At 41.7% G+C, this 20,004-nt stretch carries 21 protein-coding genes and 1 tRNA gene; 9 read left to right on the top strand and 13 right to left on the bottom strand.

The window, feature by feature from the left end:
* The first annotated feature begins 83 nt into the window (after nucleotides 1-83).
* From tsaA to PCIT_RS10970, 3 genes are all read left to right on the top strand, one after another.
* Nucleotides 84-788 carry a tRNA (N6-threonylcarbamoyladenosine(37)-N6)-methyltransferase TrmO gene (gene tsaA / locus PCIT_RS10980; protein ID WP_010362917.1) on the top strand — a complete coding sequence of 235 codons (705 nt, stop codon included), beginning with the start codon at nucleotides 84-86 and terminating at the stop codon, nucleotides 786-788.
* 91 nt (nucleotides 789-879) lie between these two features.
* The gene (locus tag PCIT_RS10975; protein WP_010362918.1) at nucleotides 880-2,607 is read left to right on the top strand and encodes a proline--tRNA ligase; all 1,728 of its coding nucleotides are present in this window, start codon (nucleotides 880-882) and stop codon (nucleotides 2,605-2,607) included.
* A gap of 180 nt (nucleotides 2,608-2,787) precedes the next feature.
* Entirely contained in the window at nucleotides 2,788-3,591 is an 804-nt protein-coding gene (locus PCIT_RS10970; RefSeq protein WP_010362919.1) for a UDP-2,3-diacylglucosamine diphosphatase, read from the top strand.
* 82 nt (nucleotides 3,592-3,673) lie between these two features.
* On the opposite strand, the gene PCIT_RS10965 is transcribed toward PCIT_RS10970, so the two are convergent.
* Genes PCIT_RS10965 through PCIT_RS10955 form a run of 3 tightly spaced genes read right to left on the bottom strand, consistent with a single transcriptional unit; the run spans nucleotide 3,674 to nucleotide 6,478 of the window.
* Entirely contained in the window at nucleotides 3,674-4,882 is a 1,209-nt protein-coding gene (locus tag PCIT_RS10965) for an ABC transporter permease (protein ID WP_010362920.1), read from the bottom strand.
* Complete coding sequence (locus PCIT_RS10960; RefSeq protein WP_010362921.1) at nucleotides 4,875-5,660, bottom strand: ABC transporter ATP-binding protein; 786 nt, start codon at nucleotides 5,658-5,660, stop codon at nucleotides 4,875-4,877. Before PCIT_RS10960 ends, PCIT_RS10965 begins: the two co-directional genes overlap by 8 nt.
* On the bottom strand, nucleotides 5,660-6,478 hold the full coding sequence (locus PCIT_RS10955) for a DUF3025 domain-containing protein (RefSeq protein ID WP_010362922.1): 819 nt from the start codon (nucleotides 6,476-6,478) through the stop codon (nucleotides 5,660-5,662). The genes PCIT_RS10960 and PCIT_RS10955 overlap by 1 nt, the downstream gene beginning before the upstream one ends.
* Nucleotides 6,479-6,628: 150 nt before the next feature.
* On the opposite strand from PCIT_RS10955, the gene PCIT_RS10950 reads away from it, so the two are divergent.
* Entirely contained in the window at nucleotides 6,629-8,254 is a 1,626-nt protein-coding gene (locus PCIT_RS10950; RefSeq protein ID WP_010362923.1) for a M28 family metallopeptidase, read from the top strand.
* A gap of 71 nt (nucleotides 8,255-8,325) precedes the next feature.
* Nucleotides 8,326-9,486, top strand: a complete 1,161-nt coding sequence (locus PCIT_RS10945; protein ID WP_010362924.1) for a putative manganese transporter — start codon at nucleotides 8,326-8,328, stop codon at nucleotides 9,484-9,486.
* A 51-nt stretch (nucleotides 9,487-9,537) separates the two neighbouring features.
* On the opposite strand, the gene PCIT_RS10940 is transcribed toward PCIT_RS10945, so the two are convergent.
* The 5 genes from PCIT_RS10940 to PCIT_RS10920 all read right to left on the bottom strand — a co-directional run bounded on the left by PCIT_RS10940 (nucleotide 9,538) and on the right by PCIT_RS10920 (nucleotide 13,448).
* Nucleotides 9,538-10,149, bottom strand: coding sequence for a LysE family translocator (locus PCIT_RS10940; RefSeq protein ID WP_010362925.1), 612 nt, complete (start codon nucleotides 10,147-10,149; stop codon nucleotides 9,538-9,540).
* A 188-nt stretch (nucleotides 10,150-10,337) separates the two neighbouring features.
* Nucleotides 10,338-10,703, bottom strand: coding sequence for a VOC family protein (locus PCIT_RS10935; protein ID WP_238348018.1), 366 nt, complete (start codon nucleotides 10,701-10,703; stop codon nucleotides 10,338-10,340).
* Between the two features lie 164 nt (nucleotides 10,704-10,867).
* Nucleotides 10,868-12,289: a flavin monoamine oxidase family protein gene (locus tag PCIT_RS10930; RefSeq protein ID WP_238348017.1), complete on the bottom strand. Its 1,422-nt coding sequence runs from the start codon at nucleotides 12,287-12,289 to the stop codon at nucleotides 10,868-10,870.
* A gap of 351 nt (nucleotides 12,290-12,640) precedes the next feature.
* Complete coding sequence (locus PCIT_RS10925; protein ID WP_010362928.1) at nucleotides 12,641-13,222, bottom strand: nucleoside/nucleotide kinase family protein; 582 nt, start codon at nucleotides 13,220-13,222, stop codon at nucleotides 12,641-12,643.
* 82 nt (nucleotides 13,223-13,304) lie between these two features.
* Entirely contained in the window at nucleotides 13,305-13,448 is a 144-nt protein-coding gene (locus PCIT_RS10920) for a hypothetical protein (RefSeq protein ID WP_157592853.1), read from the bottom strand.
* Between the two features lie 134 nt (nucleotides 13,449-13,582).
* Between PCIT_RS10920 and PCIT_RS10915 the strand changes: the two genes are divergently transcribed.
* Entirely contained in the window at nucleotides 13,583-14,095 is a 513-nt protein-coding gene (locus PCIT_RS10915; RefSeq protein ID WP_010362930.1) for a metal-dependent hydrolase, read from the top strand.
* Nucleotides 14,096-14,196: 101 nt separating this feature from the next.
* On the opposite strand, the gene PCIT_RS10910 is transcribed toward PCIT_RS10915, so the two are convergent.
* The 5 genes from PCIT_RS10910 to trhO form a co-directional block, all read right to left on the bottom strand.
* Nucleotides 14,197-14,814, bottom strand: coding sequence for a BamJ family beta-barrel-assembly machinery protein (locus PCIT_RS10910; protein WP_010362931.1), 618 nt, complete (start codon nucleotides 14,812-14,814; stop codon nucleotides 14,197-14,199).
* 73 nt (nucleotides 14,815-14,887) lie between these two features.
* Nucleotides 14,888-15,256: a hypothetical protein gene (locus PCIT_RS10905; RefSeq protein ID WP_010362932.1), complete on the bottom strand. Its 369-nt coding sequence runs from the start codon at nucleotides 15,254-15,256 to the stop codon at nucleotides 14,888-14,890.
* A 49-nt stretch (nucleotides 15,257-15,305) separates the two neighbouring features.
* Nucleotides 15,306-15,396, bottom strand: a tRNA-Ser gene (locus PCIT_RS10900).
* 69 nt (nucleotides 15,397-15,465) lie between these two features.
* Nucleotides 15,466-15,837: a hypothetical protein gene (locus PCIT_RS10895; RefSeq protein ID WP_010362933.1), complete on the bottom strand. Its 372-nt coding sequence runs from the start codon at nucleotides 15,835-15,837 to the stop codon at nucleotides 15,466-15,468.
* 174 nt (nucleotides 15,838-16,011) lie between these two features.
* Complete coding sequence (gene trhO / locus PCIT_RS10890; protein ID WP_010362934.1) at nucleotides 16,012-17,001, bottom strand: oxygen-dependent tRNA uridine(34) hydroxylase TrhO; 990 nt, start codon at nucleotides 16,999-17,001, stop codon at nucleotides 16,012-16,014.
* A 218-nt stretch (nucleotides 17,002-17,219) separates the two neighbouring features.
* Between trhO and PCIT_RS10885 the strand changes: the two genes are divergently transcribed.
* The 3 genes from PCIT_RS10885 (at nucleotide 17,220) to PCIT_RS10875 (ending at nucleotide 19,914) form a co-directional block, all read left to right on the top strand.
* A complete protein-coding gene (locus PCIT_RS10885) occupies nucleotides 17,220-18,545 on the top strand; it encodes a DEAD/DEAH box helicase (RefSeq protein WP_040697855.1) in 1,326 nt (441 codons plus the stop codon).
* Nucleotides 18,542-19,375, top strand: a complete 834-nt coding sequence (locus PCIT_RS10880; RefSeq protein ID WP_040697828.1) for a CvfB family protein — start codon at nucleotides 18,542-18,544, stop codon at nucleotides 19,373-19,375. Before PCIT_RS10885 ends, PCIT_RS10880 begins: the two co-directional genes overlap by 4 nt.
* A gap of 161 nt (nucleotides 19,376-19,536) precedes the next feature.
* The gene (locus PCIT_RS10875; protein WP_010362937.1) at nucleotides 19,537-19,914 is read left to right on the top strand and encodes a hypothetical protein; all 378 of its coding nucleotides are present in this window, start codon (nucleotides 19,537-19,539) and stop codon (nucleotides 19,912-19,914) included.
* Nucleotides 19,915-20,004: the final 90 nt, after the last annotated feature.

Genomic DNA, 20,004 nt, shown 5'->3' with positions numbered 1-20,004 from the left:
CCTATTTCACATTGGTTAATTTTTTATTCCCACGTACAATAGTCACCATACGTTAACAGTTGTTCGACCAGACAAGAGATCCCGTGGATAGTTACCAAATCGAGCCTATTGGCCATATTTCATCCCCTTATAAACAAAAGTTTGCCATACCTCGTCAACCAAGGTTAGTGCCACAAGCGAAAGCAAAATTACTCTTTTGCCCAAACTTTAATCGAGAAGAATTTGTCCGTGGTATCGATGAATTTACGCACCTTTGGCTTTTATTTCGCTTCCATGAAACAGCTGACAAAGGCTATTCCGCATTGGTGCGCCCGCCTCGCCTTGGTGGCAATGAAAAAAAAGGGGTATTTGCCACCCGCGCAACGTTTAGGCCTAATGGCATTGGTATGAGTGCCGTTAAACTAGAAGGCATAGAATATAAAAATGGACAGTTAGCTTTATTATTATCGGGTATCGATTTGCTGGATGGCACCCCTATCGTCGACATAAAGCCTTATTTACCCTACTCAGACGCCATGACTGATGCCAGTGCAGGCTTTGCTGATACTCGCCCAGAAACACACATGACGGTAAGCTTTAGTGAACAAGCCGAGGAGTTTATTGCTGCGCAAACTACCCACCCAGAATTACGTGACTTTATCACTAATGTGTTGAAGCAAGACCCTCGCCCCGCTTACAAAAAGCAAAAGCAAGAAACGCAATTTTATGGCATGACACTGTTTGATTTTAATATCCGCTGGCAAGTCGACGAAAGCCATAATCAAGTGATAGAGATAAGCAAACAATAACTGGTTAGAATAATTACTTGTCTGCACCGCTAGCACTGTTAAACTACGCGGAATTACTACGAAAAATAACTACATTACGAACGGAACAACCATGCGTACTAGTCAATATATTTTAGCGACTCTTAAAGAGACGCCGTCAGATGCTGAAATTATCAGCCATCAGCTTATGCTTAGAGCGGGTATGATCCGCAAATTGGCTTCAGGCCTTTACACTTGGCTGCCATCTGGTCTTAAGGTTTTACGCAATGTTGAAAAAGTCGTGCGTGAAGAAATGGATAAAGCCGGTGCAATTGAAATGCTAATGCCGGTGATCCAACCTGCTGACCTATGGCAAGAATCAGGTCGCTGGGATCAGTTTGGTCCAGAATTATTACGCATCTCAGACAGAAACAACCGTCCTTTCGCGTTAGGTCCTACGCACGAAGAAGTGATCACCGACTTTGTTCGCAAAGAAATCAATAGCTACAAACAGCTGCCGATCACTTTATATCAAGTACAAACAAAAGTACGTGACGAAGTTCGACCTCGTTTTGGTGTAATGCGTGCGCGTGAATTCACAATGAAAGACGCCTACTCTTTTCATTTGAGTGAAGAATGTTTATCTGCAACATACGAACGTATGCACCAAGCATATTGCAATATTTTTGAGCGCTTAGGACTAGATTACCGCCCAGTAATTGCTGATACCGGCTCTATTGGCGGCAGTGTGTCACATGAATTCCACGTGTTAGCCGAATCTGGCGAAGATGCAATTGCATTTAGTGACGGCAGTGACTATGCCGCCAACATTGAAAAAGCAGCAGCATTGGCACCGACAGATGTACGTCCTGAAGCATCAAAAGCACTGAACACCTTCGCAACGCCAGAAGCAAAGACAATAGAGCAATTGAAAGCCAAACATGGTGTTAAACCACATCGTGGGGTTAAAACTTTAATTGTATATGGTGCTGCTGACGAAAATGAACAACGCGGCTTAGTTGCGCTCGTGGTTCGTGGCGACCATGAACTAAATGAACTTAAAGCACAAACACTCGAACTAGTCCATTCACCACTTGAAATGGCAAAAGAAGCAGACATTGTTGCTGCAATCGGCGCGCTGCCGGGTTCATTAGGCCCTGTAGGTCTAAATATGCCTATTATTGTTGACCACAGTGCAGCGGTTATGGCTGACTTTGTCGCCGGCGCTAACAGTGATGGTGAACACTACAGCGGCATTAATTGGGGCCGTGATGTCGCAGACTTCACTACAGCCGACATTCGTAACGTTGTAGAAGGCGATCTAAGCCCTTGCGGTAAAGGCGTACTACAAATTAAACGCGGTGTTGAAGTTGGTCATATTTTCCAACTTGGTACAAAATACTCAGAAAGTATGAATGCTGGCGTACTCGGTGAAAGTGGCAAAAACCAAATGCTTACCATGGGGTGTTACGGTATTGGCGTATCTCGTATTGTTGCAGCTGCCATTGAACAAAACAATGATGACTACGGCATAAAGTGGCCAACCGCCCTTGCTCCATTCACACTTGCCATCGTACCGATGAACATGCATAAGTCGCATCGTATTCCAGAGATTGCTGATAACTTATATAACCAGTTTAAGGCAGCAGGGATCGATGTATTGTTTGACGACCGTAAAGAACGTCCAGGTGTTATGTTCAATGACATGGAACTGCTCGGTGTACCTTATACATTGGTTATTGGTGAACGTAACCTAGATAATAACCAAGTTGAGTTAAAGAATCGCCGTACTGGTGAAAAACTGATGTTAGACATTGACCAAGCTGTTACAGAGATCTGTAATGCAATTAATGCTAACTAAGATTTGGTTTAAATAAACAAAATACATTAAAAGTGGTGATTTAGTTCGCCACTTTTAATTTTACCAACCCCCACTTCCTCTTTTACAACGGCGCCTTGTCACAATCTCTTCTTATTGTCGTCGCTTTACTGTCACTATCAAAAACTAAGCTGAGTCTTATTACGCTAGAGATAAAGGCTAATGAAAACGACATATTACCCAAGTATTTGGATATCAGATCTCCACCTTGGCTATAAAGACTGTAAAGCGGATTACTTACTCGACTTTCTAAATCGAACCGATTGTGATGTGCTGTATTTAGTTGGAGACATCGTTGACCTGTGGTCTATGAAGCGCCAATTTTATTGGGAGCCAAGTCATTATAAAGTACTTGAATGCATTCAGGCTAAAGCTGAGTCCGGTACTAGAGTAATATATATTCCTGGTAATCATGATGAAACATTTCGTCACTATGTTGGTCGCTCTTTGTTTAATGTCGAAGTACATAGAACATTTATTCACACTACCTCTGCGGGCAAACGCTTTTTGCTAGTTCACGGCGACGATTTTGATTCAGCAACCCGCTACAACAAACTGATAAGTATTGCAGGTGATGCGGGATACGATTTTCTCTTATTCTTAAACCGTTGGACTAACCGTATCAGGCGGATTTACGGCGGTCACTATTGGTCGTTAGCGTCATGGATTAAAAACCGTGTACATAAAGCAAGAGAAGCCATCGCCGCATTTGAAGCAGCTGCAGTTCATGAAGCAAAAAAGCAAGGCGTCGATGGGATCATCTGTGGCCATATTCATCAACCTGCACTCAAAGTATGTGATGGCATTGTGTATTGTAATGATGGCGACTGGATAGAAAACTGTACTGCGTTGGTAGAAAATAAAGACGGCAGAATAGAGCTATTGCATTGGTCTGATATTCAACATGTGCTACATACTGTAGAGCTCGCAAAGCCACCAGAAAATAAAGCAAGTCAAGCAGCTTAAATACAAATGAGCGCGCTCACCTAAAAAAATTGAACGCGCTCAAAAATAAACCACTGATTAATAATGGGTTTGATCTATATTTTCATCTAAACAATACCGTTTCTTTGTTAAACCACCTAACACAACATATCAGGAGCAAAGCTGCTAAGGCGGCTGACGCAATAAAAATAAGACCAATAGACCCATAGTCTACCGTGCCTTTTATTATCTCTTTTATGGCCAATGCGACGTTTGTGATTGGGATCAATGCGGTCGTTGTATCCAATTCCATATTGGGTAATAGTGAAATCACGATAGGAACAAAAATTCCCATACTCAAAGGTGCCATATAGTTTTGCGCTTCTTTAAAACTGCGTGCATAAATAGAAATAGCCAATACTAATGAAGATAGCATCGCAGCAACGGGTAGCAATAAAGCAAATATCAACAAAAAGTCCCAACTTGTCACACTGGAAAATGCGGTTGTTATGACGTCAATACTGATAAATCGGGTCGCAATACTAACCCAGATGGCCAAACTGGCAACCGTTATTAGCGTACACGCTATTGAGCTGGCTAATACCGTCAAAAACTTTCCTAACACTAACTCCGAGCGACTAATTGGGGTAAGTAATAAGGTCTCGAGTGTACCTCGCTCTTTTTCACCGGCCCCCAAATCGATTGCCGGATAACTTGCCCCCATTAATACCAAAGGTAATAATAAATAAGGGATGAATGCCCCTAGCTTTTCACCGTAATTTTCTCGTTTATCAGCTGTATCAACCTTACTAACGACAATTGGTTTTAACAGTGCATGCTGACGTTCAGGCTCGACGCCTAGTTCGAGTAACTCGCTTGAGCGTACCGCTTGTGATGAGGTGTTGGCTAATTCATGAATTCGATTAAAGGTAAAGTTAATCGCTTTGGCATCGTTGAACACCACTTTCCACTGACTCTGCTTACCTGTTTTTATCGCCTCATGGGGGTCACTGTCTATGAATATTCCCACATCAATTTGACCACGTTTAACAGCTTCAGATAGCGAGTTTACTGAATCAAGCTTCAGATCCCCTTGATATTTTTTAAAGCTTTTATGGTAAAAAACCTGCTCAGAAAACGCTTCAGCATACTCATCGTTTACGATGTAATAGGTATGCACTTGTTGCTCTGCTTTTAAGCCAGCTTGAGATGTCAAAAACGCAACCAGTGCAACAATGATAGGAAACACCAGCATAGGTAATGCGATAATGAAAAACAGCGTCTTTCGGTCTCTTAATAGCTCGAGAACTTCCTTTTTAAATACTTCAAACATGATGACGTTCACCCAATAAATTAAGGAATGCTTGGTTTAGTTCATTACTTTCACCCCGTAATTTAAATTCATCAACCGTACCGTCAAAGCAACTTACTCCGTTATCTATCACAGCAAGTTTGTCACACAACAAGGCGACTTCATCAAGGTGGTGGGTAGAAAATATCACTGGCGTTCCTTGCTTTTTTAATCCTCGAATAAAGCCAATCACTGTTTGCGTTGTCATAATATCAAGCCCTGTAGTTGGTTCATCTAGCACCACTACCTTTGGGCTATGTACTACCGCTCTGGCAATATTGGTTTTTTGCTTCATGCCAGTGGACAAATGCTCAGCGCGCTTATCAAGAAACGCTGTCATATCAAGCATCGTAAATAGCGCTTCGCATTTTTGCTTAAGCGCATTGCCTTTAAGGCCATGCAACTTCCCGAAATATTCAATGTTCTCGCGCGCCGTCAAGCGCCCATATAGGCCAGTTGTACCAGACAGAAAACCTATCGCTTTACGGCCTTGTAAGGGGTGTTTGATAATATCTATTCCATCAATGATTATCTCACCACGATCAGGTGTCAGCGCTGTTGATAGCATACGCAGTGTGGTGGTTTTCCCAGCACCATTTGGCCCAAGTAATCCTAATACTTCTCCAGCCCCACACTGAAAGCTCACATCCGTAACTGAATGGAAATAGCCATCATGCTCACGTACATCTTTTTGTTGTTTACGTTTGTTATGCTCTTTATTTAGCTTGAAACGCTTTGCAAGCGTATTGACTGTGATCATCATACTTCCTTTTTTGATACCCTTTTTACTCGAAAGTAATCCGTATTATCATAAAACTGGGGATTTTTATTGTCATCGTACCAATTTGGCACGCCTAATAAAGGCAACGGTGACATCTGCTTATTGTCATTAAGCACCCCTTGCTCGATTATCTGTTCACACAGCAAGTCATCTATCACCGCATATTGGTCTTGCAAAGAAAGTGCTACAAAGCTGGCCTCTACTTTGATACACAGTACTTTTCCTGTTAATCCTATAAACGGCTGTGTTAACATTTCATAATTGGCATGACCAAAAATAAAGGGATGGATGTGTTCACCCCACTGCGTGCGACGCTCAACAAAAACAGATTGCCATTTATGCGCTCTTAATTGCGCTTGCACAGTGTCATCCGTTATTGCTAACACCACCCCACATTCATCAAATAAGGTTAATGCGTTGCGATGTTTACTACGTTGCTTTAAGCCATGTTGATTAATTTCGTCTATGTGGCGCTTATTCAATAATGCTTTTGTTTTAGGAAACAAACACCAGATCATCGCGCCAAATAAGTCATGCCAGTTCTGCTCTCTGGTAGGGATCCGACCGGTTTCATATATTATCTGCTCGTAATACCGCTCCTCATCCTGAAACACTGGATCAGGCTCAAATTTTACCGCCAACCCTTGATTGTTTTTTATGTTATTTAAACGATTCAGCCATGCAAAGTCAGGCCAATCATTATGCGTGTTTAATTTAAACAAATGATTTAAATGCGCAAATGCACCACTGGCTAAAAGAGAAGGTTGAAACTGCTCAGGGGGGGTAAATTTCTTCATTCTGTAAACATTTTAAAATATTTTCATTAGTTTACCTGAAGTGAGCTGTGGCTCCAATCACTCCGCTGCGAACTATCGCAGTTACTCGAAAAAACAGCCCAATTATGTTTATAATAAAGAGACTTTAATATTTATAACAAAAGAAGCTTTATGAAACTTAAAATGACTCTAAGCGCGCTTACCATAGCTGTGCTAAGTGGTTGTATGACAACAACTAATACAATAGAAGACGTGCAGTCTGCTTATAACAGCATCAATAAAGAACAGCTAGCAGAGCATATTAAAACGCTCGCATCTGATGAATTCGGGGGCCGTGCTCCGTCATCAAAAGGTGAAGAACTCACCCTTGCTTATTTGACTAAGCACTTCAAATCACTCGGTTATGAACCAGGTAATGGCGATAGCTTTTTACAAGAAGTTGACTTAGTGTCTATTGAAGCAGACTCTAAAATGACCCTAGATATTGGTGGTAAAGAGTACCTATATAAAAAAGAAATGGTGATGGGTACCAGCCGGATCAGTCCACTTGAATCGATTAATAATTCTGAATTAGTATTCGTAGGCTATGGCGTTAATGCCCCAGAGTATAATTGGAATGACTATGAAGGTATTGATGTTACAGGTAAAACTGTAGTTATGTTGGTGAACGACCCAGGCTTTGCGACCAAAGATCCAAACATGTTTACCGGTGAAGCCATGACGTATTATGGCCGCTGGACTTACAAGTATGAAGAAGCAAGCCGTCAAGGTGCTGCGGGTGCCATTATCATCCACGAAACTGCACCAGCCTCTTACCCGTGGAGTGTAGTTGAAAACTCATGGAGTGGTGAGCAATTTGGTTTTCAAAAAGCCAATAAAAACATGGACCGCGTAGCCGTTGAAGGTTGGGTAACAGTCGATGTCGCTAAAGAATTATTTGAGCGAGCAGGCCTAAAATTTTCTACCGTTAAAGCTAATGCGGCAAAAGGCAGCTACCACGTCGATATGGGCGATTTAACCGCATCAGTCACTGTTAAAAGTAAAATCAAAACATCGACCTCTTATAACTTCATTGCGACATTGCCTGGTAGTAAAAAACCTGATGAGCATATTATCTATTCCGCACACTGGGACCATTTAGGTACTGATAAGAACCGCAAAGGTGATCAGATCTATAATGGTGCACACGATAATGCAACGGGTACAGGCGGTATGATTGAAGTAGCCGAAGCGTTTGCGAAACTGCCAACTCGTCCAGATCGTTCAATGACCTTCTTAGCTGTTACAGCCGAAGAACAAGGTCTGCTTGGTTCAAAATATTATGCAGCAAACCCTGTGATCCCGGCAAAACAAACGGTTGCTAACATTAATATGGATAGTTTAAACCTACTTGGTCGAGTAAAAGATATCAGTGTTGTGGGTATTGGCAAGTCAAGTCTTGATGACATGTTAACCGTTGCTGCTAAAGCGCAAGGTCGTGTTGTATCTGGTGATCCTAAACCTGCATCAGGTGGCTACTACCGCTCTGATCATTTTGCGTTTGCCAATATGGGTGTACCAGCCATGTATGCAGGAGGTGGCACCCAAGCGATTGATGACGCTACAGCTAACTACCGTAAGCGTATGAGCCTTGTACTTACTGGCTGTTACCACCAGCCATGTGACCGCTACCGTGATGAATGGGATTTAACAGGGGCAGTGCAAGATCTGCAACTATTCTATCAAGTTGGATACGACATCTCGCAACAAGATGCATGGCCACAATGGAAAGCAACGTCTGAGTTTAAGAGAAATTAAATGCAAATGATATTGCTTTTCATTTAGAAAAACCCTAAAGTGCAACTGAGTTTATTAACCGGTTGCACTTTATGCTCTCTCAATCTGCCAATTTCCCTTCCCGCTTAGTATATTTACTAAGCACACAATTAACGAACAAGCGTTTATTGTTGCCGTTTTTTTTGGCGTTAGCGCTGGCTTATGAACCAATAAGGGCGATCACCCTGCCCACATTAGCAGATGCTTTTTTTCAAGTTACTGTATTTGTTGCTGGCACCTTGTTTATTTATTATTACCTTGTCGATAAATTACCTCAGCTAGAATTAAGTTATTTAAAAGCTAAGTCTCCAGCTTTAGAGATTGTATTTGCTGCAATTTTAGGGGCGCTTCCTGGCTGTGGTGGCGCAATTATTGTTGTTACGCAGTTTACTAAACGCCAAGCCAGCTTTGCATCTGTTGTTGCGGTTCTTACTGCGACAATGGGAGATGCCGCATTTTTATTACTGGCCAAAAAGCCACTAGAGGGTCTTTTGATCATGGGTATTGGTGTTGCTGTTGGGATCATCAGTGGGCTTATAGTCAGTGCAATACATAAACAAGACTTTTGCCAACCAAATAAACAACACATACAGCCGCATGAATGTGCCCAGCCAGGTACCATGGTTGTTGCAAGTACCAAAGTATGGAAGGTTGCTCTACTACCGAGCATAATTATCGCTTTCCTAATTGCGTTTAATGTTGACTTGGGTGAATTTGAGCACGCTATTACCCTCATTGGTGCCGCAATGGCAATATTTGCCGTACTCATTTGGGCCCTCTCATCTAAAGGCAAAACCTATAAACAAATTGCAGGGGAAGATGAAGAGTTTGAGCCACCATCAAAGTTTACCCGCGTATTACAAGATACGCATTTTGTAACAGCGTGGGTTGTTGCTAGCTTCATGCTCTATGAGCTTGCTGTGACACTATTTGGGCTTGATTTAAAACAGTGGTTCAGTGAGTTTGCCGTATTTGCCCCTCTGATCGCAGTGCTTATCGGCCTGTTACCGGGTTGTGGGCCACAAATCGTCGTTACCACACTATATATTCAGGGGATCATTCCTTTTAGTGCTCTCGCAGGTAATGCGATATCAAATGATGGAGATGCCCTCTTCCCTGCTATTGCGCTGGCCCCAAAAGCAGCAATTTTAGCCACCTGTTACTCCGCTATTCCAGCGCTTGGTGTTGGGTATGGGTTATATTGGTTAATGTAGATATCTTGGCGAGTGATACAATTAATCACTCGCTATTTCAAAGAACAAGCGTTAGCGACTTGTCGCAGCGAGCCCTATTCCAAAGCTAACAAACACACCCCCACTGACTTTATTTAACCAAGAACTTTTGCCTCGAGACATAAATCTCGACTTAGCTGTCACTGCCAGTAAAGTATATACACAATGGATCAACACAACTAACACCCCAAAAGTCAATGCAAGTGTAATAAGCTGTGCAATATAACTTTCATTACTTGCGATAAACTGAGGAAGAATTGAAACAAAGAATATGATTGCTTTTGGATTTGACGTAGAAACTAGAAAGCCTTCAAAAAAGCACTTTCCATACGTCGTGCCTCTCATGTTCAACAAGGTATTGGCACTCGGTTTCGCTCGCAGCATCTTAATACCTAAATAAATCAAATACGCTGCACCGATGAACTTAACAAGTGTAAACGCCACTCTGGATTGCTCTAAAATCACACCGATTCCCGTCGCAGATAGTAATGCAATGCAGAAGATCCCTATCGCAACGCCAAAAATGCCACTGATAGCCTTCCAAAACCCTCTTTGAATGGCATTATTTATTGTCAACATGACCGCTGGACCAGGCAGTGAGATGGTGGCTATTGCAACCACTATATACAGTAGATAAGTATCCATTATCGCTCCTTCTGAGTATAGGTTTAATTATATGATGTGTAATCCCTTACCTTACTATATCAAACACAGGTACGAGCGTTCCACACAATTACGTCGTTTACATATCGAACCGGAGCCCAGCGGAATCAATAAGTTAAAACCGTTACAGGAGTCTGTATTTAAACTCCTGAATATGAACTCATACTTTGTTAATCACCAAATACCAGCTTGTTATTATCTAAATCTCTCACATAGGCGGAAAAACGAGGCCCTCGCTGACTTGGTACTCCTTCACACATTCCCCCTAATTCAATCGCCGTTTTATGCATCCTGATCACTTCTTCATTAGATCCCACACTAAAACCAATCATAGTGCCATTACCATAAGTCGCCTCTTCAGTATTAAATGGTATCGCAATTGCAAATGCTGCATCTTCATCATCACCTTGCCAAAACGCCATTCGTTCAGTGGTTAGAACATGCTTAAATGCGGTTTTATGAAAAAGTGTATTATAAAAAGCAATGGCCGCAGCCATGTTATTTGTACCAAGCACACAATAATTCATTTTCATCATTCATCTCCCTTCTCAATAGAAGAGGCAGAATACACGGAAGTACTGACAAGTAATGTCAGCAGAATCGCTTTAGATGTTCCTGCAACAAAGGAGTCACACAGCAACACCATTAGGGACTTTTAAGGTATGGCGTCCTCATCGAATAAGGACGCGCTAAAAAGGAATTAAATTATACGAGACTCATTTAATGCCATTTCAACTTCACCAGCGGCACGGTAGCCTGCGGTAACGGCCCCTTCCATGTAACCAGACCACACTTCAGCGGTTTCAGTACCGCAAAAATAAACATTGCCATGCGGGGTTCTAAGCACTTTCCCAAAGTTAGATAAAACATTGACGTTTAACGGCGACTCGCACCCCTGCTGAAAAGGCTCATTCATCCAATCCATTTCAACATAGTCTATTGCCTCTAGCGCTAATGGGCCAAAAAGCTGGCTAAGTTGCGATAATATTCGCTCGCGACGTTCAGTTACGGTGAGCGCACGCATTTCTGCACTGCCATTAACAAACACGGTTAAAGCCCCAGCAACGCTGTTGGTTCGAGTGCAATCGAATGTGCTGCTAAACGCCTCATTAGGTAAAAATGAAATACCGCTTAACCCCTGTTCACGCCAAAACGGTCTGTTAAACAATATATGTGCTTTGATACTACCAACACTGGTATTCCAATTATCAATAAGTGCTAGCTTCTCTGTTGATAAAGCCGGGGAGAAGCGGATATTTTTCAATAAGCTTGGCATCATAGCAAATATAACTTTCTGACAAAGTGTCACTTGCCCACTTTGTAATGTAACCAGTGTAAATGTCTCATAATCATCAACACTGACGACGGCATCAAAATTTAGCTGTGCATTAATCCTCTTTCGTAGCTCAATTGAAATGGATTGAGCCCCCTCCTTGATCAAACTGTCTTGCGCGCCGTTATTAAGGTCTTCGAGTTGCTCAATGCTACCGGCACTGCGAATATAAAATAATAAATAGAAAAAAGAGATCTCGCTAATAGACGCAGCCAAAAATGTTTGCACAGAATAATCAAGCTCTTGTATTGCTTCGGGTGAAAACTGCGCGCGTTGCATCCACTGCAATGCAGTGATTTCATCCCACTGCTTAGCAGAACGGGCTAACCATGGAGCGCGCATTGGTAAATGCGCAGCGAGTTGATTAAGTTGTGCCCTTAATACGTTTAATTCTTGCTGTAACGGCGGTTCAGGTGCGTCAAACTGTAAACTCTCTCCAACCTGTGGCGTCAAAAATGTGTTAAGCCTTAACTCTTTTATTAAATCATGCATTGCCACATGCGTTGGCCCAATCCACTGTGCCCCGCCATCGACAATATGCTCATTTCCCCTATTGTCTTTCAATGCTTGATTAATTGTCCGACCACCGACCCTGCTCTTTGCTTCATACACTTTAAATTGATATTCGTTGCCGTCACTAAGCTGCTTTGCCGCCGCAAGACCTGATAGCCCAGCCCCCACAATAACAATATCGGTGACTTCACTTATCGAGTCGAATAATGGCTTATTTAAGCGCGTTTTAGCATGATCATTCAATTGTTGATACGATAGTTCGACGTTTTTCATCATATATTCCTTATATATCTGATTGTGGCTATCAGGATATGCACATCGATGTCATACGGCACTTTGGTAATACGGCCAAATTGCTACAATAGCGTCATATCCCTGACCTTGTTGTATATTTATTCAACTTAATTAGCTTACAAGACCGATAGGAATGAAAGTAGTGAAGCATTGTTAAAGAGTGTTGAGCACTGTCAGGAAGTGTTAGCGATTTCTTTGTAAAATCAATGAGAGACACAAACAAATATCACCACACTGTTTTGTGAGAATAACGCGAAAAAGAGTTTAAACTGCGGCCAAATTAGCTATTTAGCTTACTTGGTTCAGTCATCTGTTAATAAAACGAGTATGGCGTTAGACCACAGGCTCTGCGCAAACAGCCTGATCAGTTTTCGTGGCAAGCCATGTTTTAATAAGTTGGGTTGTGGCTTCTACTGGCAATACTTCATTAATGGTTAAATCAGCACTTTGCCTCGCTTGGTTTACTGCTGATATATAAACGTCTCGTAAATGATCTTCATATTTAACCAAATACGAAAGCAGTGAGTTGACTTCATCAGATTTGGTTCGATGTACGTGCCTTTGAATTATGCGCGCTAAACAAAGCTCCATCGGTAAGTCTAACAGAATGACATAGTCAATTAAGTGGGACATCGAGTTACGCACTCTGCCAAAGGGTTCTTCAATAAAAATAAATCGATTGCTGCTAGTTAACTTTAGCTGCGCTAGTCGCTGAGTAAACCCAGGGCTTTGAACTAACGACAGATCAGCGCCCTGTACAAGCCACTCTTTCATATCAGTAGGGTACGTATCAGCCCCTATAAAGTCATCAAAACAAACGTAGGAGGTATTAAAATGCGTAGCTAAACGCTTAACTATGGTGGTCTTTCCTGCGCCAGAGGCTCCGCTAATAGCAATAATAAGTGTGTTATTCATTATTTCCTTTCGTCTATTAAATACGCAGTAAATGCATCAAAAAGTGTGATTAGCACACATTAATCACACTGTCCTATTATACTTACGGCTGACGACAGAATTGGCGGCTCAATTCCTTAAACCACTCAGAGGTGAACCCTCCCCCTGCTATATTTGGAGTCTGCTTAGGATCAATCGCTCTTTTTTTGTCCGTTAAGTTCTTATATATCTTTTTATTTAATTTCATGTTCATTTCCTTTTTAGTGTAAATCAATCACAGTCTAGTTGATATCGTATTTTTGACACATATTTCATACTAGGTTCATGTTAATTAGACAAATATGAAGCAGTTATCTGGCTTTAAATATAAGGAAATACACTATGCCTTTTACACCAATACATATGGGACCTGCCCTCTTAGTTAAACCCATTTTAGCTGGCCACTTTAGTCTTATGGTCTTTGGGTGGACACAAATAGTCATCGATTTACAGCCTCTTTATGTGTTACTTACAGGAGAGGGCCAGCTGCATGGTATAACTCACACCTATCTTGGTGCGATTTTTATCGCAATGATCAGTGCGATTACAGGAAAATATTTATCTGAATTTGCCTTTAAAGTCACTAAGCCAATTCATCATTCTACTGTGAGTATCATCAGGTGGCGGGTTGCGTTTACAAGCGCATTTATTGGCAGTATAAGTCACGTTTTCTTAGACAGCATTATGCACTATGACATGGCACCATTTTATCCATTTAGCAGCTATAATGGGTTGCTTGACGTAATTAGTTTAAAGAGCCTCCATCTCTTTTGCTTATATAGTGGCTTGCTTGGGTCGTGTCTCTACGGTTTGATTAAGTGGTATAAGATCAAACAACGTGATCCAATATGCTAAAGCTGCTGCACCAAGTCTACTCCCTAGTTCGCACCATCGTTTTCAGGCAAAAAAATACCCAGCATCGCTGGGTATTTTTACTATTAACACCTGCGTGTTAATTAAAGAATTTCAAGTAGCTCAACGTCAAATACTAACGTAGAGAAAGGTGCGATTGATGCACCAGCGCCACGCTCGCCGTAAGCAAGTTCATGTGGAATGTATAAACGCCACTTTGAACCAGCTGGCATAAGTTGTAGTGCTTCAGTCCAACCAGCGATAACGCCGTTTACTGGGAATTCAGCCGGCTCACCACGATCGTATGAGCTATCGAATACAGTACCGTTGATCAGAGTACCGTGGTAATGAACACGTACTTTTGATTCTGCAGACGGCTTATCGCCTTCACCTGTAGCAACAACTTCATACTGTAAACCAGATTCAGTTACTGTAATTTCTGTACGCTTTGCATTTTCTTCTAAGAATGCAATGCCTTCAGCCGCTAATACTTTAGACTCTTCTTCACGACGAGCTTGAATTTCAGTGTTAATTTTTTCAAATGCAGCTTGGATCTCAGGGATCTCAACACGCATTGCTTCACCTGCATACGCATCTTTCATGCCTTCAAATACTGAGTGCAAGTTTAAACCTTCAAAAGGGTTTGCTTTAAGTTGCTCACCCATTTGTAAACCAATACCGTAGCTTGCTTTTTCAGCATCTGTATTAAATAAATCTGACATTCTAAATTTCACTTTTTGTTTCTATTAAAAGACCCGCGCAGTGTAACATAGCCATTATCGAGTTTAAAAGCGATTAACCTAGCTTCTGAGCTTGCCATTGCTTGATTTGCAACACTAAATAGGTAGCGATGGGTAAACATACAACCAAACCGGCTAACAGTTCTTGACTGTAACCTGTTAGGGTGTCTGAAAAGATGTATCCAAACCCGACAATGCCACACAAACTGATCACTATTGCACTAAACACAGGAGACAATTTTTCATATTTACTGATCAAATGGCCTACAAGTAAGTTAAATAAGAAGGTATAACCGAGTGTTGAAGTAAGCGTTGGCTCAGGCTGACCATCAATCGCAAGCACAAGTGCCATTTCAAGGCCGCTTAAATAGAAAAAACTAAACACAATCCATAACGCACAATGTTTTATGATTTCAGTAGACATACGCTCTCCAAACGAAAAAAACCGCCGAAAGGCGGTTTTTAGAATGAGGTGGCGGAGAGATAGGGATTTGAACCCTAGAAGGGCTACAAACCCTTGCCGGTTTTCAAGACCGGTGCTTTCGACCACTCAGCCATCTCTCCGTTGTTGGCGCGGATATTAGTGGTTTTTAGTTCCGCTGTAAAGCAAAATAATTATTTTTGGGCAACTTTTTAATAATATTGCTTTGGTCTACGTGCAAACCAAGCCCCGCAAATACATAAGCCAATTAAACCCAATAACACTAATATAAAATTGAAACTCACTGTTGCTAATTCTTTGGAGGGCAATGCAACATTGAGTGCAATAGGCAATAATGAAACACCGCCTACAAATAACAGCACTTTTAACGCCCTATAAAATTCAAAACGACGGCTGTAGTTCATCCACCATGCTAGCACAGTGACTAAAAGACCAGACGCAGCCAATGCAAATTTAACTTCAGCAGTACTTGAAAATATATACGTGCTCACAATCGAGCCTATTAAGCCCCAAATGACCCACGTCCACCAGCTTTCTCGCTCTTTTAAAAATAAATTGCCCATAATCTAACTTCTATTATTGTTTTTCGGACCAATATAGACTATCAAAAAAATCGGCTACAAAACAACCATTGAGTTAATATTCATAATAAACATACACAAAGCCTATCGAGCATTATATTTGATGCAAAAAAGCCTCAGACAATGCTGAGGCTTTTCTTTATGTTATTCAATATACTAGGCTGACTTCTTGTTACGCTGCGCGTCTTTTTGTGCCTGTTTCTGCTCTTTGCGTTGACGCAACACTTCTTGCGCTTCATGGCCGATATGGCCTTCTCCGCGCAACTGAGCTAGTTGAATTTGTTTTTGACGTTCAGCAAAGCGTGCTCTTTGCTCTTCAGTAAGGCTGTCATGGCAATGATGACAAGACACCCCTTCCATATATTGTTCTAGCTGCATCTCTGCTTCTGTAATAGGCATACGACAAGCGTGGCACTGTTCATATGAGCCCTTTTCTAAATCATGGTCAACCGCAACACGATTATCAAAAACAAAACACTCGCCTTCCCACAGAGTTTCTTCTTTTGGCACTTCTTCTAGGTATTTAAGAATGCCACCTTCTAAATGGTAAACCTCATCAAACCCTTGTTCCTTCATGTACGCTGTTGATTTTTCACAGCGGATCCCACCGGTACAGAACATAGCAACTTTTTTATGCTTTGCTGGGTCGAGGTTTTTCTCAGCCCACTCAGGAAATTCGCGGAATGTTTTGGTCTTAGGATCTATTGCATGTTTAAACGTACCAATTTCAATTTCATAGTCGTTTCGAGTATCAACCACAACAACCTCAGGATCTGAAATGAGCGCATTCCAATCATTTGGCTTCACATAACTTCCCACAACTTCTAGTGGATCGATTCCCTCGACTCCCATCGTCACAATTTCTTTTTTCAGTTTTACCTTAGTGCGGTAAAATGGACAGGTGTCATCGAACGATTCTTTAGAAACAATATTATTCAGGCCGGGTTGCGCTTCTAACCATGCAAGTACTGCATCAATCCCTTCACGTTTACCTGCAACGGTTCCATTAATACCTTCTAATGCGAGTAACAAAGTACCGCGTACTTCATTTTGCTCCATCACGTCGTGTAAAGGTTGACGGATCTGTTCAAAATTAGGCAACGACACGAATTTATACAGTGCACACACCACATATGCTTTAGACATAGATATTCCTATATTCAGCTTTAGTTACACTAAATTGGCTTATTCTCGGCCAACCAGTTCATTAAACCGGAACGTAAATCCGGCGCTAGAGCGCGTATTGTACGGATTTTTACTTTAATTGCAAAAACCTTGCTAACAATGCGCTTTTTACTATTAGTGAATGGCTTAGCTTTGCTATAATGGCCTGTCATAAAAAATTTGTTTTGGAGAAAAACGCTTTGCACTTTACTGAACTGGGCATAGACACCCGACTAGAAGCACAACTTGCACACCAAGGGATCACTTCACCTACCGAGATCCAAAGTCAGGCAGTACCGACCGCCATTGCGGGCCATGATGTGTTTGCTCAGTCTAAGACCGGCTCAGGAAAAACATTGGCGTTTTTACTCCCCGCAATTCATAGAGTGATGAAACAACGCGCATTGAGTAAACGTGACCCGCGTGTACTCATTATTGCCCCAACACGAGAGTTAGCCACACAAGTGTTCTCACAGTGTCGTTTGCTCGTTGCCGGAACCAGTATTTCAGTGGTTAAAGTACTTGGTGGTGAAAACTTTAATGATCAAGTAAAAGCGCTGAGAAAAGATCCACAAATCGTGATTGGTTCACCAGGTAGAATTGCAGACCACCTAGAGCAACGTTCATTACAGCTATCAGGGTTAGAGTTGCTGGTATTTGATGAAGCGGACCGTATGCTTGATTTAGGCTTTGCCCCTCAGCTGAACTTAATTAATGAACAAGCAAATCACCGCTTGCGCCAGACGCTGCTTTTCTCTGCAACGCTTGACCATGCACAAGTAGAAGTCACGTCTCGTAATTTACTTCGCTCACCAAAGAAAATTATTCTAAGTGATGCGCATCAACAACATGGCGATATTAAGCAAACGCTTTATTTTGCCGATCACCTTGACCACAAAGATGCGTTATTAAAGCACTTTGTGACACAAGACAATGTTGGACAGTGTATTATCTTCACCGCTACACGTAATGATACAGTTCGAATCAGTGAGCAGCTGAACACGTTAGGAATAAAAGCCGTTGCCCTTGCTGGGGACCTTGCGCAAAATAAACGCCTAGATATTATGGACACATTTAGCCGCGGCTTGTTTAAAGTACTGGTTACGACAGACGTCGCCTCTAGAGGGCTTGATTTATTAAGTGTGACACACGTTATTAATTTCGATTTACCAAAGCAAGCCGAAGAGTATGTACACCGTATAGGTCGTACTGGTCGAGCTGGGTTTAAAGGCACTGCAATTTCTTTGGTTGGTCCAAAAGACTGGAACAGCTTTGTTGCCATTAAAAACTACTTAAACGATGCACTATCATTTGAAAGTATCAGCGGATTAGAGGCTAAGTTTAAAGGTTTCAGGCCACCAAAGCCTAAAGCGAAAGCACCGGTTGAAAAGAAGCCAATCCAAGCAAAAGCAACTAAGAAACCAGTGAGAAGAAAACCAACAAAACCTAAAAAAGCAATCCCTGCGCCATTTGATGTTGATGGGCACGCACCACTACGTCGTAAACCAAAGCCAACTGAGGAATAACCATGCTAGGTAGCATTCAAAATTTAATGATCAATGAATTATGTGCCGAGGGCGCATACCTAGACGGCCGTGAGTTAGGCGAAGTATTTTTACCAAAAGCCGAAGTTGAGTCTCACCTTGAATTAGGTGACAGTATCCAGGTCTTTATCTTCCAAGACTCGCAAGGTCATATGACTGGCACAACACAAACTCCCATTGCGCAAGTCGGCGAGTTTGCTTTGTTACGCGTAAAAGAAATCAATAGCTTTGGCGCATTTCTTGATTTGGGTGTTAGCAAAGATATTCTTGCACCATTTAACGAACAAAAACCTAAGATGCGCGATGGTCATAGCTACTTAGTGAAGCTATACCTTGATAACGCAAGCCAGCGTTTATGTGCGTCGAGTAACATTAATAAGTTTGTCAATAAAACCGATGCTGAGTACGCTCCATTACAAGAAGTTGACTTAATCGTCGCATCAAAAACTGACATTGGCTATAAAGTCATCATCAATGAACAACACTTAGGGGTGGTATTTTTTAATACTATATTTAAGCGTATGTTTATTGGCCAAAAATTAAAAGGCTTTGTTAAAGTCGTGCGCGAAGATGGTAAAATCGACGTAGTACTTGAGAAACCGGGTATGGCGAAAGTGACGGGATTAAGTGAACAAATTTTAGCTGAACTCACAGCTAAAGGCGGCTTTTTACCACTGGGTGATAAATCAGATCCTGAACTTATCAGAAAAACTTTCTCGACCAGTAAAGCTAATTTCAAAAAGGCGATTGGTGGTTTGTTTAAGCAAGGCAAAATTGACATCGAAGCCAAGTCAATCTCGCTTCGTAAATAACCCATCCCCCCCTGAATAGGCCCACAATTTGATGGGCCTTTTATAAAAGTATTGAATGGTTCTATTCTAGAAAATCAGCAACGTCAATTTCAATCTATGACACTTTTTTACAAACACGCTTTAAATTTACCGTTACACTTATGTCCTAAAAAAGGATATATATGAAAAACTTAATTGGATGTTTCACTGTGAGCATAGCCCTGAGTGGCTGTATTTTCGTCCCTAAAGACGTTACTTATTATGATGAACGGTGCCAAGTCTATGCGAAAAAGAGTACGCTCGAATCTTCAAACCTGATCGCATTTGGCTCTTGTGGCAGTGATTTTAGTTGTGGTGCAGCGCTAGCCAGTGCAGGACTAGTGAGTGCTGCAAGCCTCGTGGTATCTGGTTCTATATCTCTTATTGAAAATACCGTTTACTGGATTGAAAAAGAAAAAGGCTGTTTAGCCGAACCAAAACTGAAAAGGTTACCTGACGAAGAGCCGAAGGTTCAGACTCATGACTCGCTCGATAGCATTTCAATCAAAGAAGGCGCATAAAAGGCTGAGCGTTATAACGCCGATAGTGGTTAATAGTGGTTAATAGCGCTCATATTTGCCTAATACATAGCTACAACAAAAGGCGCAGAC

The organism is Pseudoalteromonas citrea (assembly GCF_000238375.3).
GTDB lineage: Bacteria > Pseudomonadota > Gammaproteobacteria > Enterobacterales > Alteromonadaceae > Pseudoalteromonas > Pseudoalteromonas citrea.
The sequence above is the reverse complement of the archived record's forward strand: the minus strand, read 5'-3'. Positions and strand labels throughout refer to the sequence as shown.

What these genes read in the sequence shown, in the direction of transcription:
- PCIT_RS10970 (WP_010362919.1), top strand. Translation starts at nt 2,788, where the DNA reads ATGAAAACGACATATTACCCAAGTATTTGGATATCAGATCTCCACCTT.
- PCIT_RS10920 (WP_157592853.1), bottom strand. Translation starts at nt 13,448, where the DNA reads ATGAAATTAAATAAAAAGATATATAAGAACTTAACGGACAAAAAAAGA.
- PCIT_RS10915 (WP_010362930.1), top strand. Translation starts at nt 13,583, where the DNA reads ATGCCTTTTACACCAATACATATGGGACCTGCCCTCTTAGTTAAACCC.
- PCIT_RS10945 (WP_010362924.1), top strand. Translation starts at nt 8,326, where the DNA reads ATGCTCTCTCAATCTGCCAATTTCCCTTCCCGCTTAGTATATTTACTA.
- PCIT_RS10960 (WP_010362921.1), bottom strand. Translation starts at nt 5,660, where the DNA reads ATGATCACAGTCAATACGCTTGCAAAGCGTTTCAAGCTAAATAAAGAG.
- PCIT_RS10910 (WP_010362931.1), bottom strand. Translation starts at nt 14,814, where the DNA reads ATGTCAGATTTATTTAATACAGATGCTGAAAAAGCAAGCTACGGTATT.
- PCIT_RS10975 (WP_010362918.1), top strand. Translation starts at nt 880, where the DNA reads ATGCGTACTAGTCAATATATTTTAGCGACTCTTAAAGAGACGCCGTCA.
- PCIT_RS10940 (WP_010362925.1), bottom strand. Translation starts at nt 10,149, where the DNA reads ATGGATACTTATCTACTGTATATAGTGGTTGCAATAGCCACCATCTCA.
- PCIT_RS10905 (WP_010362932.1), bottom strand. Translation starts at nt 15,256, where the DNA reads ATGTCTACTGAAATCATAAAACATTGTGCGTTATGGATTGTGTTTAGT.
- PCIT_RS10935 (WP_238348018.1), bottom strand. Translation starts at nt 10,703, where the DNA reads ATGATGAAAATGAATTATTGTGTGCTTGGTACAAATAACATGGCTGCG.
- PCIT_RS10955 (WP_010362922.1), bottom strand. Translation starts at nt 6,478, where the DNA reads ATGAAGAAATTTACCCCCCCTGAGCAGTTTCAACCTTCTCTTTTAGCC.
- PCIT_RS10965 (WP_010362920.1), bottom strand. Translation starts at nt 4,882, where the DNA reads ATGTTTGAAGTATTTAAAAAGGAAGTTCTCGAGCTATTAAGAGACCGA.
- trhO (WP_010362934.1), bottom strand. Translation starts at nt 17,001, where the DNA reads ATGTCTAAAGCATATGTGGTGTGTGCACTGTATAAATTCGTGTCGTTG.
- PCIT_RS10930 (WP_238348017.1), bottom strand. Translation starts at nt 12,289, where the DNA reads ATGATGAAAAACGTCGAACTATCGTATCAACAATTGAATGATCATGCT.
- PCIT_RS10950 (WP_010362923.1), top strand. Translation starts at nt 6,629, where the DNA reads ATGAAACTTAAAATGACTCTAAGCGCGCTTACCATAGCTGTGCTAAGT.
- PCIT_RS10925 (WP_010362928.1), bottom strand. Translation starts at nt 13,222, where the DNA reads ATGAATAACACACTTATTATTGCTATTAGCGGAGCCTCTGGCGCAGGA.
- PCIT_RS10895 (WP_010362933.1), bottom strand. Translation starts at nt 15,837, where the DNA reads ATGGGCAATTTATTTTTAAAAGAGCGAGAAAGCTGGTGGACGTGGGTC.
- PCIT_RS10875 (WP_010362937.1), top strand. Translation starts at nt 19,537, where the DNA reads ATGAAAAACTTAATTGGATGTTTCACTGTGAGCATAGCCCTGAGTGGC.